The organism is Candidatus Saccharibacteria bacterium (assembly GCA_012965045.1).
GTDB lineage: Bacteria > Patescibacteriota > Saccharimonadia > Saccharimonadales > DTSZ01 > DTSZ01.
This window is the reverse complement of record DTSZ01000001.1, coordinates 193920-208251: the sequence shown is the minus strand read 5'-3', so window position 1 is coordinate 208251 and position 14332 is coordinate 193920. Positions and strand designations below refer to the sequence as shown.

The following is a 14332-nucleotide window of genomic DNA, read 5'->3' as shown; positions in this document are numbered from 1 at the left end:
TAACAGATAGTGTGCTAAGCTCTAGCGAAGTAAAAGGAGGCACCTTTTAAATGGGGTGCTTTTTATATGCAGAAGAAACAAATTAGAAACGTAGCAATCGTAGCCCATGTGGATCATGGTAAAACTACGCTGGTTGATGCGTTATTGAAGCAATCACAAACCTTCCGCGATAACCAAGCTGAAATGAGCCAAGAGCTGATTATGGACAGTGGCGACCAAGAAAAAGAACGCGGTATCACCATCACCGCTAAAGTGACGGCTGTTGAGTACGGCGACGTCCACATAAACATCATCGACACCCCCGGTCACGCTGATTTTGGTGGAGAAGTCGAACGCACATTGCACATGGCAGATGGTTGTTTGCTAATTGTAGATGCGCAAGAAGGGCCGATGCCGCAGACTAAATTTGTACTTAAAAAGGCATTTGAGGCAAACCTCAAACCAATTGTCGTCATTAACAAAATCGACAAACCAGCTGCTCGCATAGAGTTTGTCGAAAACGCAGTAGCTGACCTGTTTTTAGAGCTAGCAACCGACGATAGTCAACTTCACTACCCGGTCTATTATGCCGTTGGACGTGACGGTAAGGTTTGGGAAACTAGACCAGATTCATTGCAAGCTGACGGAGACATTATGCCGTTATTTAACGCAATAATTAACCATGTTCCGGAGCCAAAAACCAATGATGGTGATTTTCAGCTACTCGCAACAACCTTGCAGTGGGACTCTTACGAAGGAAAGTACGTCGTAGGTAAAGTAGAGCGCGGCACAATTACGCCAGCCACGTCAGTCAAATTAGTAACACCAGACGGGGTGGTCGCAACTCAAAAAGTAGAAAAAATTTACGGCTTTAAAGGTTTAGGCAAAACTGAGGTAGAATCTGCCTCTACAGGAGACATTGTTGCGCTGAGTGGAGTAAAAGACGCTCAGATCGGTCAAACAATAGCTGCCGGCGAAAACCCAGAGGCACTACCGTCTATTGAGCTCGAACCGCCAACGCTCAGCATGTACCTTGGCCCTAATACCTCTCCCCTTAAAGGTAAAGAAGGCGAATTTACAACCAGCCGCCAAATTGGTGAACGCCTGCAAAAAGAGCTTGAAACTAACATAGGTCTTAAAGTTAACCCCGAAGGCATTGGCTTTATTTTGCAAGGCCGCGGTGAACTACACTTGAGTGTATTGATTGAAACCATGCGACGCGAAGGTTTTGAAATGGAAATTGGCCGGCCACAGGTAGTGTTCCAGGAAAAAGATGGCCAAACACTCGAACCATTCGAAGAAGTAACGATCGAAATACCAATAGAACATGCTGGAGTTATTCAAAACGAATTCGGTAAGCGACGCGGCGAAATGCTAGAACAATCAAACACCGACAGCGGGGATGTTCTGCTGCGCTATCGTATAGCTACCAGAAACTTACTTGGTGCAAGAAGCTCTTTAATTACCGCAACAAAAGGCACGTTAATAATGCACAGTTTAATGAGCGGCTACGAACCAAAAACAACAGGCATCAGCCAGCAACGAAACGGCGTGCTTATAGCCCATGAAGGCGGCAAGACAACTCCGTACGCGCTGCAAAACGCCGAGGCCCGCGGAACGTTAATTGTTAAGCCAGGCGTGCAAGTGTACGCCGGGCAAATCGTTGGTTTGACCTCACAACGCGACGATCTAGAATTTAATGTCACCAAAGAAAAACACCTTACGAACATGCGAAGCTCGGGCAGCGACGGAACCGTACAACTTACACCAGCTACCGAGTTAAGTTTGGAGCAATGTATAGACTTTTTAGAGGACGACGAGTTGCTTGAAGTAACTCCAAATTCACTACGCCTGCGAAAACGTGAACTAGATAAGAACCAACGAAAAAAGAAAAACTGACATCAAACTTACAGATAGCAGTGGTACTATCGGTGTATGACCGAATTTCCATCGTACGGCTACCTGATTATATTACTTATATCATTATTCGGAACGATCACGCTTGATAAACGATTTAAGCGAGCGTTATTTAAAGATTTTAAAGCTGCTGCCATAGCAATGAGCGCTACAGTTTTTATGCTGCTGATAGCCGATATCATTGGTATTGAATTGGGTATATTTTTCACGAATACTGACTACACCACTGGCATTAACTTGCTTACGCCAGACCTGCCAGTAGAAGAACTACTGTTGCTTGCGTTAATTTCTCACAGCACATTATTGGTTTTCAATACGGTCGATACAAATGGCTGAATATCCGTTACTTGCTCTTACTGTAATTATTGCTGCTGTTCTGTTCGATGCCGCTTTGAAAACCAAAATAATATTCAGTAGAAGCTTCTACCTAACTCTCGCCGCCCTAACCGTAATGACACTAATAGCTACGCAATTTTTAGATGGGCTACCAATTGTTGAATACAATCACCAGAATACGTTGGCTGTGCGATTAGGCTACATGCCGATTGAGGATTTGAGCTATACCATAGCAGCCTGCATAATTACGCCAGCAGTATGGAGAAAGCTACATGAATAAACTTAAACAAGGTATAGATTCCGAAGAACTGTTAATAATCTCCCGACCACTGTGGTGGATTTTTACCGCTCAACCATTCTTTTTGATCTACGTCATTCTAAGCGATGCAGTTGACCTCCGAGTAATAATTGGTACATTGTTTTTGTTGTTCCCGTATAACCTAGCCATGTATGGCATTAATGACATATTTGATTATGAATCAGACATTAGAAACCCTCGAAAAACCTCTGTGCTGCCAAAAAGTAAGCACCAAAGCCTATGGATGTGGATTGGCTTAATCAACGTTCCGTTTATTGGCTATTTGTTCTACACGGGGAACCTGCAATCAAACCTGTGGTTCGGGCTAATGCTATTCATGGTCGTGGCCTACAGCTTAAACGGGCTGCGCTTTAAAGAGATCCCACTGCTGGACTCTGTAACCTCAAGTTTTCACTACACCTCACCAGTTATGCTGGCACTACTGTTAACAAACGACGCCGCAACGTATGCACCAGCCTTTATTGCGTACTTTCTTTGGGCGATGGCCAACCACGCTTTTGGGGCAATACAGGACATAAAACCAGATAGGGAAGCGTCGATAAAATCTATCGCTACCCAGCTTGAGGCAAAACGCACAACTAGTTTTGTTTTAACTCTCTATATCGGTGCTGCCGTAATAAGTGCCTGGTTTTATGGAATGGTTGGTTTAGTCGCTGCCGGCTTAATTTGTATGAATATCATCGGGGTTGCCCGTACTGTAAAACATACGGCAGACAGCACCAACCCAATTTTTAGAAACATGTGGAATGTTTTTATAAAAACCAATTACCTCGCCGGCATGATCATGACTATAGTGTTAATTGTTGTTAAGGCGCGGTTATAGCAGTGCCGAATAAAGCTGTAATTATTGGCGGTGGCTTTGGTGGACTTGGCTCTGCCGCATTGCTGGCAAAAGCTGGATACGATGTTGAGTTATTTGAAAAAAATGAACAACTTGGCGGCAGGGCAGGGCAATTTAGAGTCGGCCAAGATAAAAACGGCAACTGGAAAGACCTTGATACTTTCAATGGGTCTCATGCTGCAGGAATAAGCTCATCCAGCAGCAAAGAAATCTTTACCTTCGACTCTGGGCCATCGTGGTATTTAATGCCCGACGTGTTTGAGCATTTTTTTTCGTTACTGGGCGAAAACATTCACGATCACATTACCTTAGAAAAACTAACACCGAGCTACAAAGTGTTTTTTAAAGACACGGGCAAACAGGCGACTATTTATTCTGACCTATCAAAAGACCTGGCAACATTTGAAAAACTCGAACCTGGTTCGGCCACGCAACTTAAAAAATACCTACAAAAAGCCGAATCTCAGTATGCAATCGCCAAGGATAGATTTATGTACAAAAACTACGATAGTTTCCGTGACTTTTTTACGCCAGAAATGATTGTACAGGGCAGCAAACTGAGTGTACTCAGTAATATGGATCGCTATGTGTCTAAGTTTTTCAAGACAGACTACACCAAAAAAATAATGCAGTACCCATTGGTGTTTTTAGGTGCCAGTCCTTACAACGCACCGGCAATCTATAACATTATGAGCCATGTCGACTTCAATCAAGGTGTCTACTACCCACAGGGCGGCATGTATGAGCTCACCAAAGCCCTTGTTGCTGTAGCTACAAAACATGGCGCAAAACTGCACACCAACACGCCCATAACGCACATACGTGTTAAAGATAAATCTGTAAGCCGAATTCATGTAGGCGACAGGGTAGTCGAAGCTGACATATTTATAAATAATGCCGACATGCGCCACACCGATGCCAGCCTAATTGGACCACAAGACGCAACAAGGCCATTAAAAAAATGGGATTCGATGACGACCGCGCCAGGCGCATTGCTACTTTACTTAGGGGTAAAGGGGCAGTATAAAAATCTGGAGCACCATAATTTAGTATTCTCAAAAAACTGGGATCATAATTTTGAACAAATTTTTGACCACCCAACCATTCCAGATGACCCGAGTTTTTATGTTTGTAATCCATCCAAAACAGACTCAACAGTTGCGCCAAACGGCTATGAGAATTTATTTGTATTAGTACCACTGCCAAGTAAGCTAGACATGCAAGAAATAAAACTGAACGAGCAGGTCTATGCCGATACAATACTCAGAACCATGGAGCAAGAAATGAATTTACCAGATCTCAGAAAAAACATTGTCTACAAACGTCTTTTTAGTAATCTTAATTTTTTCGAGAGATTTAATAGTCAAAATGGATCGGCCCTAGGGTTCGCTCACACGCTTAAGCAAACGGCAATATTCCGGCCGAACAACCAAAGCAAAGCAATTAAAAATATGATTTATGTTGGCGCTAATACCAACCCTGGAATTGGCCTGCCGACAACTCTTATTAGTGCCGAACTTATGTTTAAACGCCTTATTGGCGACACTAGCAGTGGGCCGCTGCGTCCGGAGCAGATTCATGTCTAAAAAAGTATTGTCGCAAATCGTTGTACTAGTTGGTCTGTTGGGGTTTGCTGCGTTTGCTTTGCCAAATGCTACTAAAATAAATGACTGGCTGCACTCACTAAGCTATAGTCCACCGAAACTAATTGAGCAGATTGCAAATGACGCCGGAATGAGCGAAACCGGCAAACGACTATTTTATAGATACGAACCAAAATTACTCAGCGAAGCCGAGATAGAAGATCAATGCGGTTTTGGCGAAATAGTGCTTGGATGTTTTACCAATGACGGGATCTTTATTGTCGATTTTAACAGCGTCGACGAATACAAACGAACCTTGGTGACAGCGGCGCACGAAATGCTGCACGTTGCCTACTATCGACAAGACGATCAGCAGAATAAAGCCATGCGGCCACTGCTCGATAAGCGGGTGTCGTCAGCATCTACAGACATCAAGCAAGAAATAAACAGCTACAACGATACCGTGCAACGCTACGACGAAGCCTTTGCAATTATCGGCAGTCAACTCAACGACCTTGACCCTAAACTTGAAGACATCTATACAGAATATTTCAGCGATCGTACTAAAGTTATACAAGCGTTTGAAGCTTCGCCCGAAGCTGACTAAGCTGTATACTCAATTATAAATACAAGAAGGATGAGTCATAGCACAGTCTGATGTTTCGCAGATTAAAACTACAGGCATAGACATTTCAAATTTAGGTGAGGTTAAGAAATGTGTCGATACCGAGTTGCGCCACTACTTTACTGAACGCAAAAAACAAGCTGCTTCAATTCATGAAAATTATGTACGATTATGGGACGCCGCTGAAGCTACCGCGCTAGCTGGCGGTAAACGGTTGCGACCGTACCTATTTTTGTTAACCTACCAAGCATATGGGGGTGACATTACACCCCAGGTAATCAAGCAATCCCTTGTCTGGGAGTTAATGCACATTTCGCTGTTAATGCATGACGACATTATTGACCGAGATTTTGTGCGCCACGGCAGTTCAAATGCGGCTGGCATATACAAGGTTCATTATCAAAAACACCTAAAAAACAGTAGTGATGTTACTCACTTTAGTAATAGCGCAGCACTATTAGCTGGCGACTTATTGTTAATGGACGCCCAAAATATCATTCATGAATCGTCGGCAAACAGCCAGGATGCGCAAATTTTGGGGCATTATTTCCAACAGGCATATTTTGAGGTTGCAGGGGGCGAATTAATTGATGTCGAGTCAGCCTTTTTGCCAATTGGCGACATAGACTCTGAGCTAATTAACCGCTACAAAACAACCAGCTATTCATTTTTGGGGCCAATTGTATCGGCGGCGCGGCTAGCTCAGGCAGAAGAAGATCAAATTCTGAAACTAACCAACCTAAGCGAGCTGTGCGGCTATGCATTTCAGCTGCGAGATGACATTTTAGGAGTCTTTGGTGACACAGAAACCACTGGCAAATCAACATCATCCGACATCGAAGAGGGCAAGCGCACAAAACTGTTACTTAACAGCTATACAAAGACCGACGCAGCAGGGCGTAAATTGCTGGAGTCTCTTGGAGCCACAGAGCTAGCCAATAAAGATATCGAAAAGGTGCGGCAGATAATTCTAAAAACTGGCGCTAAAGAAGAAGTCGTCCAGCTCATCCATAACTGCTCGACAGAAGCTAAAGAACTCCTTAACCAGCTAACAATTGACGATTCTTTTAAAGACATCTACCGATCGCTCATTGATAGGTTATCTGGCAGGCAAAATTAATGAGTCGTTACGACCAAGCTGCTCAAGATTCAAGCTATCGACTTATTCGTTCGTTCAGCACATCGTTTTCGAGCGGTACGCGGCTATTTAGAAAAGACATCCGACGCCACATTGCTAATATTTATGGATTTTTGAGAGTAGCAGATGAAATTGTAGACACCTACGACGGCCCCGATAAAGCTACAATATTAGAAGAATTCAAAAACCAAACATATGCCAGCATTCAGCAACAATTTAGTCCAAACCCAGCCCTGCATGCCTTTCAAATTACTGCTCGCCAATTTAATATAAACCACGAATTAATTGACCCATTTTTAGCCAGTATGGCGTCAGACATTTCCGTACCTAAAAAGCTCAGTAAAAAACAATATAACGACTACATTTATGGTTCGGCTGAAGTGGTCGGATTGATGTGTTTACGTATTTTTGTAGAAGGAAATGACAGCGAATATAAAAAATTACAGGCTGGTGCGGGGGCTTTGGGTGCAGCCTTCCAAAAAATTAACTTCTTGCGCGACATGGCTGAAGACAACAATCTACTCGGGCGATATTATTTTCCAATCGATAGTTTTGAGTCATTTACCAATAAAACAAAATTTGCAGTTATTGAAGATATCGAAAAAGACTTAACTATTGCCGAGCCAGCAATTGACCAACTACCGAGTTCCGCAAAAACTGGAGTACTGTTAGCCCACGCTCTGTACACAGCTCTGTTAGACAAACTTAAATCAACTGATGCAGCAATACTTAAGCATCAAAGAATTAGAATTCCTAATAAGCAAAAAGCACGTATTGCTGCCCGAGTTATCCGTCAAGAAAAGTTACGATTACCCAGTACAATTCAACGATAACTACTGTAGCTAAATATTTAGATGTTTATCGAGCGCCTAGCTTTTTAATAAGCGGCGGGGCAACAAAAGTTGTAATGATAACGACTAGTACAATTACAGAGAACAGCTCGTCGTTTAATACGCCGAGGCTCCGTCCAGTTGCAGCGAATATTAATCCTACCTCGCCGCGTGGGACCATGCTCATTCCAACTAACATTTTTTCTTTTATGTCACCTTGGGCAGCAAACCCAGCGACAAACTTAGCCGCAACCGCCAATGCAGATATTATAAATGCAGTCACATAGAGGTTAACTTCTAACAGAGACCCAAAATCAATTTGCACACCAGTCAACACGAAGAAAACAGGAATAAATAATAGTCCGATGCTGTTAATAAGGTCTTCGACATGTGAGTGTTTGTGTTTATTGATTACGCGTAAAACTTTTTCACGGTCTTTTTTGTCTTCAAATTCCAGTGCGCGTAAATCTTTTACGGTTTCTGGATCGTCAAAATTGTCAAAGTGGACAGCATCAAGCAATAAACCGGCAGCAAACGCACCAATGATAGGTTCTAAGCCAAATAACTCGGCCAAATACCCAAAAATAAGCGCAAAGCCCAACGCAAGACTCACTTTCATGCCGACACCAGTGTGGATCTTTGAAAACGCCTTACTCATTGGCTCAGCGAGGAGTTGGCCAATTAATAATGATCCACCAAGGAAGCCGAATGATTTAGCTACAAGAATCACAATGTTCACATCATCGCCAGAAGCTAGCCCAGATACAATGGCAAGTACAATCAAACCAAGAACGTCGTCGATTACTGCCGCGCCAAGCACTGTTTGAGCCGCACGTGTTCGGCTTATGCCCAGAGAGCGAAACACCGAAGCGGTAATACCAACACTTGTCGCAACTAACGCTGCCCCAAGAAACAACTGAGCATTCGTACTCTCGTCGCCATAAAATATTGGACCAAGCACATAAGCGCCCAGTACAAACGGCACCACAACACCAATTACAGCAACGCCTAATGCTCGGGCTCCGACTTTTTTCATCTCTTGCAGGTTAGATTCTAAACCGATTGAAAAGAGCAAAAGCAGGGCACCGAGACTAGAGGCAAAGGCAATAACTTCACTGGCACGAATCTCATCAATGAGTCCCCAGCCAAAATAGCCAGCCGCACTCAAAGCGATACCAGCAAATAGCTCACCTATTACTGCTGGTTGGCCAAACTTTTCAACGATGTTTCCTAACTTACCGGCTAGTAACACGACAGCAAGCATAAAAAACACGAGGCCAAAGTGAATCACGCCACTACCGTGGTCATCTGCATGCTCCGCTGCGTGTTCAACCAGTTCCATCTTTTCGCTGGCAGCGAATAAACTAAATTTTTGCGCAAAAAAAGATAACATCTGTTACTTCTCCTTAGATTTAAGTACGTTTTTTGAGTCGTTTTTGATTATCCTCTTGTGAAATAAAAATATCAACCCTTGCGAGGAGTTATTTCCAAGAGTAGACTACGTGGTAATTCAAAGGTAAGGAGTTTCTATAATGTCCACGAGAACAACAACTATTCAAGGTGAAAAATCTGGTTGTATTGAGGACAGAGCATTTCTGGGCGTAGAGAACGGGGAATTAAATCAAGTACCTGGCGCTGATTTGTTCTTCAGCTTTGCACGCGACATCGTAGAGTCAGCCGATGATTCTAACACACCAACCACACTAGTTGACTCAGTATTGGACGACGTAGCCACTTTTGGGCCGCAATATAATGTACATAACGACCAAGATCACGGATCAGAGTATGACGGTTGCGGGTTTGCTGCAAAAATCGTAGAAATATCAACAGACTTAACTACTAATTTTGAGTCTGTCTTTAGTGGTTCTGGATTACACTCATCAGACAAAAGCAGAGCAGAAGAACTCACAGAAGGCTTAAGGAAAATTACGAACGAAAAATACTTTGTAAAAATCGGAGGCGAACTAGTAAAAACGGCTATAGAAGCAGGAGCAAACTTAATTACTTACACCGGCGAGCATACTGCAGGTCAATTAACCGAAGATGGCGATACAGGACGAACATACGATTCTGCTGAAGCAAACAACCCTGAAACAGAATCTACAACAACCTTCAACCTCGACTCAAATCATGCTCGCAGCAGAGCAACAGCATTTGGAATCGACTCCGAAGACAGCATCATCCTTGCTAAGTTGCTTGCAACTGCTACTGTTAGGGTTTTGAGTGATAATGCTATTACTCAAATAGAAGTTTTATAAGCTTAGTTTAGATGTAAGCTAGCGCTTACCACCAAATGCCCCCATTTCATTTCGTCAAAACGGGAACACCAAAAAACGACCACACTCAACCTTCTTTATCATCTCGCTGCTTAGAAATACAACGCAAAAAACAACGACAAGCGGCTTCGCTATAACTTCGTAGGACTACGCTCAGCAAAGTTTTTTGCTTTAGTTGTATTTGAAGCACTCGCTGATCAAGAAGATTGAGAAAGTGGGAGTAGCTGCAATGCGAGCTATGCTCGCTTAGGGTCTGGGCCTAAAACGCGCACACTCCCTATGAGGCTGTTGTTTGTGAAAACATGTGATCCTCGCCCTGCCTACCAGTAGGCAGGGTGGATTCCGTTTTTACTGACATAAAAATGGAAGAATGTTTGGCAAGTGCCAGCCTACGCTAGCAATTGAAGGCTGAGCCCTTATTAATGATTCTTCCTTGATCGTCTCTTAATCTCAGCAACCTTAAGCCGTGCTGCTTGTCGCTCAATTAGCGCCGTAGCATCAGCTAAGTTAACTTTATCTTTAGCCATTGCTTGCAGCTCTCGAGCGCGTTTAAGCGCCGCTTGGGCTTGCATTTCGTCTATAGAATCCGCCTCATCAGCTTCGTCAGCTAATAGCCGTACACGACGTTCATTTATTTCAATAACACCGCCATCAACAGCAAAATGAACAAGATCATCATCACTGTCGGTGGCTCGTTTGCGAATGCTCACAACACCAGGGACACTTACCGAAACAAGCGGGGCATGGTTAGGGAAGACGGCAATAATGCCGCTTTCTGTAGGCAATATAACCTCGTAACACTCGCTCGAGTGAGCCAACCCATCAAGTGTGACTAGTTCGAACGTAAGATTAGACATCAATACCAAACTTTCTCTCAATTTGCTGTTGTAAACTATCTCTTAATTCCTCGGGGTCTTCAGGCACTTCTACTAAATATAGCTGACTGTCGAAACATGCTACAAAAGTCGCCAGCGAAGCTGCTGCTGATAGTTTCTCTGCATCATCGGTGCTTCCGGTAGACAATGCTGCTAAGTCACTTTCAAGCCAGTCTATTGGGATAATAGGGTTGCGTCGAGCTCGCGCAATAATGCTGTTAATCTCGTATGCGCGATCCGCACAATCACCGTCGGGTAGCCAGGCTAATTTTTTATGTATACCATCAACCCCTTGGACCATGTTATTTCTGACCCTTCTTAACTGCTTCGTCGATCGTGCCAACCATGTAAAAGTCGTTTTCACTCAGGTTGTCGTGCTTACCATCTAAGATTTCGCGGAAGCCTTTAATGGTGTCTTTAAGCGAAACATACTGACCAGGGTTGCCCGTAAACACCTCTGCCACAAAAAACGGCTGCGTCAAGAATCGCTGAATACGTCGTGCTCGGTTAACGGTCTGTTTATCTTCGTCTGATAGTTCCTCCATGCCCAAGATTGCAATAATATCTTGTAAATCTTTATAACGTTGCAACACAGACTGAACTTCACGCGCTACATTGTAGTGTTCTTCGCCGACAATTTGTGGGTCAAGAATTGTAGAGTTCGAGTCAAGCGGGTCAACAGCGGGGTAGAGACCAAGTTCTGTTAAGGCACGGTTTAATACGATGGTTGAATCAAGGTGAGTGAAGGTGGTGGCTGGTGCTGGATCTGTTAGGTCGTCCGCTGGTACATATACGGCTTGCACAGAGGTAATTGAGCCGCTTTTAGTCGATGTAATACGCTCTTGCATAGCACCCATTTCTTGAGCCAAGTTCGGCTGGTAGCCAACTGCTGACGGTAAACGTCCAAGCAGGGCAGACACCTCTGAACCAGCTTGAGTAAACCTAAAGATGTTGTCGATAAACATCAAGACGTCTTTACCTTCATCGCGGAATTTTTCTGCCATGGTTAGGCCACTTAAAGCCACACGTAGACGTGACCCTGGTGGTTCGTTCATTTGCCCAAAGACTAGGCTGGTTTTATCTAATACGCCAGATTCCGCCATTTCGTGGTATAGGTCGTTACCTTCACGGGTACGTTCACCAACACCGGCAAACACAGAGCTGCCGCCGTGTTCTTTGGCAATGTTGTTAATAAGCTCAGTGATCAAAACAGTCTTACCGACGCCGGCACCACCAAACAAGCCAACTTTACCGCCTTTTGCAACAGGCGCAATTAGGTCAATAACTTTAATACCTGTTTCAAATACTTCTGTTTTGGTAGATTGTTCGCTTAGGGCAGGGGCGGCAGCGTGAATAGGGCGGTATTCGCTGAATTTGCCAGCTTTGCCGTCTATAGGCTCACCAGTAACACTAAACATACGGCCTTGAGTTTCTTTACCAACAGGTACAGAAATTGGCGCGCCTGTTGCGACAGCTTTTTGACCACGAACTAGCCCATCCGTAGAGCCAAGTGCCACAGTTCGCACTGCTTTAGCGCTTAAGTGTTGTTGCACTTCTAGTAGTAGCTCTTTGCCTTCGTGATCAATTTTCACTGCGTCGTAAATTGCTGGTAAGTTGCTGTCGAACTCAATGTCAACCACCACACCAACTACCTGTTGAATTTTACCTTCTGCTTGTTTTGCCTTTGTTGCTGTTGTCATAATTTCTCCTTTATCCTATCAGGTTTTCTACTGTAATTGGTTGATAATACGGGGGCCTCGTAGGTTCAGCCTTATTCGCTGCGCCAAGTGCATATCCTTGGCCTATCGTCCAAAGGCATACCTCAGCACCGAACACCAGGTGCCGGTACTTAATTTCCTGCATGGATATGCCGTGTTCGCTAGCTGCCGATTCAATCATCGATCTAGCTGCCTTAGCAACCCCATCCCTTAATTCATCAGATAATTTTTTGTCTTCAGACAGCCTGCGTTCAGGTCGCGACCGATACTTAGTTGGGTTTGCAGCAGGATCAAGACGTAAACGACCGTCCGCATATGCTTCTTCATGGAAAGCGCTAAACACTCGTCGTCCTATTCCTCTAAAAGGATGTTTGACTACATCGGTAATAGTTTTTAAATGAGCGTCTATATCATCAGCGTCGGCCTTAGTAAGTGCAGTAAAAGTGTCCTCATGAGCCACAAGAGTCCTATCGACTATGGTAAATAGAGCTTCACAATCTTTACCCGTAACTGACTCACCTATCAAAGCCTCGATCTGATCTCGTAATTCATCAACAGCGGTATAGTCACCTGGAATAGGCTCAAAAAATTGCGGCTCTATAAATTGTTCGCTCATGATACCGCCGCCACGCCGCCAGTTATTTCAGCAATTTCTTGCGTAATTGCTGCCTGGCGGGCGCTGTTAAATTCTAATTGCAAGTCATCTATTAAATCTCCCGCGTTGTCGCTAGCGTTCTTCATCGCCAACATCCGCATAGACTGCTCGGACGCGCTGGCTTCTAGCGCAAACTGGTACAACTGGATTTCTGTCAAACGAGGAACTATGGTTTCTAGTACTTTCTGTGGGCTTGGTTCAAATTCAGAATCATTAATATCGCGGCCAACTAGCACTCCTTCGATTTCGTCGGTTAAGTTCGCCGGTAACAGCTGCAGTGATTTGGCTTCTTGATTAATGCTGCTAATGTAATCTGTAAATATCACCCTCACTTCGTCTACCCGCGAAGAGGATGGAGTAGAGAGTTCAGAGCCCAGACTGTTATCCTCCTCACTCTTTTCTCTTTTCTCTTTATTCTGCGACGCTTTAGAGGTAAATAATTCAACACACTTGCCAAATATTGGCTTTAAGTCAGCCGTCGCGGGGTATGTTGGCCAGTCTTGATAAACACCAACTAGCTCTACCTCGTCTTTAAGCCGCGCAATAACTTGCGTTCCTTTTTTACCAATAACAATTGCTTTAGTAGCCACGCCGTTTTCTTGGTTGGCTTTTAGTTCTTTAAAAAACATCTTTAAAATGTTGGCATTGTAGGCACCGGCAAGCCCACGGTCACTGGTGAAAATTATGTACAGACGTGCACGGACAGGGCGTTCCTCATACAGTTCGAACTGTTTTGCATCAGTCAGCTCACTCAACCGAGCTAAAATCTCACGGGCAGAGTTTTTATATGCACGTGATTTATTAGACGCTTCTTGGGCACGGCGCAATTTACTAGCTGCAACTAACTCCATAGCTTTAGTGATTTGTTTGGTAGACTTAACACTGGTAATTCGACGTTTAATCGCTTGAGTGTTAGCCATGAATAGACCTCTCGGACTCCGCTAAAATTTCAGCCACATTTGCCGCACGAACACACAATTCTTCATCACGTAAACAAGGTCCAATTAATTCATCCCAAGCCTCTGTATCATCACCAAATATACCTTTGATATCTTGCATGCTCGCTTTGATATCTTGCATGTTCGCTGGTATCGGATTCTTACCCGTTTCAATAATGACTTTCCCTGCAAGAACAGCTAAATATCGTGCAGCATAAACTACTGGTTCGTAGGGTTCTACGCAGTGGGGAAAATGTTCGTCTAAGATTTCTACACGGGCAACAGCAACAGGGTTAACCATA

16 protein-coding genes are annotated in these 14332 nt (G+C 44.0%); 9 read left to right on the top strand and 7 right to left on the bottom strand.

Annotated elements, in window-relative coordinates; all coding sequences use genetic code 11:
• The first annotated feature begins 66 nt into the window (after positions 1-66).
• Genes typA through EYO12_00945 form a run of 8 tightly spaced genes read left to right on the top strand, consistent with a single transcriptional unit; the run spans position 67 to position 7571 of the window.
• Positions 67-1878: a translational GTPase TypA gene (gene typA, locus EYO12_00980; protein ID HIA91675.1), complete on the top strand. Its 1812-nt coding sequence runs from the start codon at positions 67-69 to the stop codon at positions 1876-1878.
• Between the two features lie 36 nt (positions 1879-1914).
• Entirely contained in the window at positions 1915-2232 is a 318-nt protein-coding gene (locus EYO12_00975) for a lycopene cyclase domain-containing protein (GenBank protein HIA91674.1), read from the top strand.
• Positions 2225-2512: a hypothetical protein gene (locus EYO12_00970; GenBank protein ID HIA91673.1), complete on the top strand. Its 288-nt coding sequence runs from the start codon at positions 2225-2227 to the stop codon at positions 2510-2512. Before EYO12_00975 ends, EYO12_00970 begins: the two co-directional genes overlap by 8 nt.
• Complete coding sequence (locus EYO12_00965; protein ID HIA91672.1) at positions 2505-3374, top strand: prenyltransferase; 870 nt, start codon at positions 2505-2507, stop codon at positions 3372-3374. The genes EYO12_00970 and EYO12_00965 overlap by 8 nt, the downstream gene beginning before the upstream one ends.
• Entirely contained in the window at positions 3371-4978 is a 1608-nt protein-coding gene (gene crtI / locus EYO12_00960; protein ID HIA91671.1) for a phytoene desaturase, read from the top strand. Before EYO12_00965 ends, crtI begins: the two co-directional genes overlap by 4 nt.
• Complete coding sequence (locus EYO12_00955) at positions 4971-5582, top strand: hypothetical protein (protein ID HIA91670.1); 612 nt, start codon at positions 4971-4973, stop codon at positions 5580-5582. The genes crtI and EYO12_00955 overlap by 8 nt, the downstream gene beginning before the upstream one ends.
• A 37-nt stretch (positions 5583-5619) precedes the next feature.
• Entirely contained in the window at positions 5620-6720 is a 1101-nt protein-coding gene (locus EYO12_00950; GenBank protein ID HIA91669.1) for a hypothetical protein, read from the top strand.
• Entirely contained in the window at positions 6720-7571 is an 852-nt protein-coding gene (locus EYO12_00945) for a phytoene/squalene synthase family protein (protein ID HIA91668.1), read from the top strand. Before EYO12_00950 ends, EYO12_00945 begins: the two co-directional genes overlap by 1 nt.
• 25 nt (positions 7572-7596) lie before the next feature.
• Here EYO12_00945 and EYO12_00940 read toward each other — a convergent pair whose 3' ends face one another.
• Positions 7597-8961 carry a cation:proton antiporter gene (locus EYO12_00940; GenBank protein ID HIA91667.1) on the bottom strand — a complete coding sequence of 455 codons (1365 nt, stop codon included), beginning with the start codon at positions 8959-8961 and terminating at the stop codon, positions 7597-7599.
• A gap of 139 nt (positions 8962-9100) precedes the next feature.
• Here EYO12_00940 and EYO12_00935 point away from each other — a divergent pair, with 139 nt between their 5' ends.
• Complete coding sequence (locus EYO12_00935; GenBank protein HIA91666.1) at positions 9101-9826, top strand: hypothetical protein; 726 nt, start codon at positions 9101-9103, stop codon at positions 9824-9826.
• 437 nt (positions 9827-10263) lie between these two features.
• Here EYO12_00935 and atpC read toward each other — a convergent pair whose 3' ends face one another.
• The 6 genes from atpC to EYO12_00905 are packed head-to-tail and all read right to left on the bottom strand — an operon-like array spanning position 10264 to position 14331.
• A complete protein-coding gene (gene atpC, locus EYO12_00930; GenBank protein ID HIA91665.1) occupies positions 10264-10701 on the bottom strand; it encodes an ATP synthase F1 subunit epsilon in 438 nt (145 codons plus the stop codon).
• Positions 10694-11020, bottom strand: coding sequence for a hypothetical protein (locus tag EYO12_00925; GenBank protein ID HIA91664.1), 327 nt, complete (start codon positions 11018-11020; stop codon positions 10694-10696). Before EYO12_00925 ends, atpC begins: the two co-directional genes overlap by 8 nt.
• Before the next feature lies 1 nt (position 11021).
• Positions 11022-12419, bottom strand: a complete 1398-nt coding sequence (atpD, locus tag EYO12_00920; GenBank protein HIA91663.1) for a F0F1 ATP synthase subunit beta — start codon at positions 12417-12419, stop codon at positions 11022-11024.
• Between the two features lie 10 nt (positions 12420-12429).
• On the bottom strand, positions 12430-13053 hold the full coding sequence (locus tag EYO12_00915) for a hypothetical protein (GenBank protein HIA91662.1): 624 nt from the start codon (positions 13051-13053) through the stop codon (positions 12430-12432).
• Positions 13050-14012 carry an ATP synthase F1 subunit gamma gene (gene atpG, locus EYO12_00910; protein ID HIA91661.1) on the bottom strand — a complete coding sequence of 321 codons (963 nt, stop codon included), beginning with the start codon at positions 14010-14012 and terminating at the stop codon, positions 13050-13052. The genes EYO12_00915 and atpG overlap by 4 nt, the downstream gene beginning before the upstream one ends.
• A complete protein-coding gene (locus tag EYO12_00905; GenBank protein HIA91660.1) occupies positions 14005-14331 on the bottom strand; it encodes a hypothetical protein in 327 nt (108 codons plus the stop codon). Before EYO12_00905 ends, atpG begins: the two co-directional genes overlap by 8 nt.
• Position 14332: the final 1 nt, after the last annotated feature.

Excerpts from the sequence above, each read along its gene's own strand:
- typA (HIA91675.1), top strand. The coding sequence starts at position 67 with ATGCAGAAGAAACAAATTAGAAACGTAGCAATCGTAGCCCATGTGGAT.
- EYO12_00975 (HIA91674.1), top strand. The coding sequence starts at position 1,915 with ATGACCGAATTTCCATCGTACGGCTACCTGATTATATTACTTATATCA.
- EYO12_00970 (HIA91673.1), top strand. The coding sequence starts at position 2,225 with ATGGCTGAATATCCGTTACTTGCTCTTACTGTAATTATTGCTGCTGTT.
- EYO12_00965 (HIA91672.1), top strand. The coding sequence starts at position 2,505 with ATGAATAAACTTAAACAAGGTATAGATTCCGAAGAACTGTTAATAATC.
- EYO12_00955 (HIA91670.1), top strand. The coding sequence starts at position 4,971 with ATGTCTAAAAAAGTATTGTCGCAAATCGTTGTACTAGTTGGTCTGTTG.
- EYO12_00945 (HIA91668.1), top strand. The coding sequence starts at position 6,720 with ATGAGTCGTTACGACCAAGCTGCTCAAGATTCAAGCTATCGACTTATT.
- EYO12_00940 (HIA91667.1), bottom strand. The coding sequence starts at position 8,961 with ATGTTATCTTTTTTTGCGCAAAAATTTAGTTTATTCGCTGCCAGCGAA.
- EYO12_00935 (HIA91666.1), top strand. The coding sequence starts at position 9,101 with ATGTCCACGAGAACAACAACTATTCAAGGTGAAAAATCTGGTTGTATT.
- atpC (HIA91665.1), bottom strand. The coding sequence starts at position 10,701 with ATGTCTAATCTTACGTTCGAACTAGTCACACTTGATGGGTTGGCTCAC.
- EYO12_00925 (HIA91664.1), bottom strand. The coding sequence starts at position 11,020 with ATGGTCCAAGGGGTTGATGGTATACATAAAAAATTAGCCTGGCTACCC.
- atpD (HIA91663.1), bottom strand. The coding sequence starts at position 12,419 with ATGACAACAGCAACAAAGGCAAAACAAGCAGAAGGTAAAATTCAACAG.
- EYO12_00915 (HIA91662.1), bottom strand. The coding sequence starts at position 13,053 with ATGAGCGAACAATTTATAGAGCCGCAATTTTTTGAGCCTATTCCAGGT.
- atpG (HIA91661.1), bottom strand. The coding sequence starts at position 14,012 with ATGGCTAACACTCAAGCGATTAAACGTCGAATTACCAGTGTTAAGTCT.
- EYO12_00905 (HIA91660.1), bottom strand. The coding sequence starts at position 14,331 with ATGGTTAACCCTGTTGCTGTTGCCCGTGTAGAAATCTTAGACGAACAT.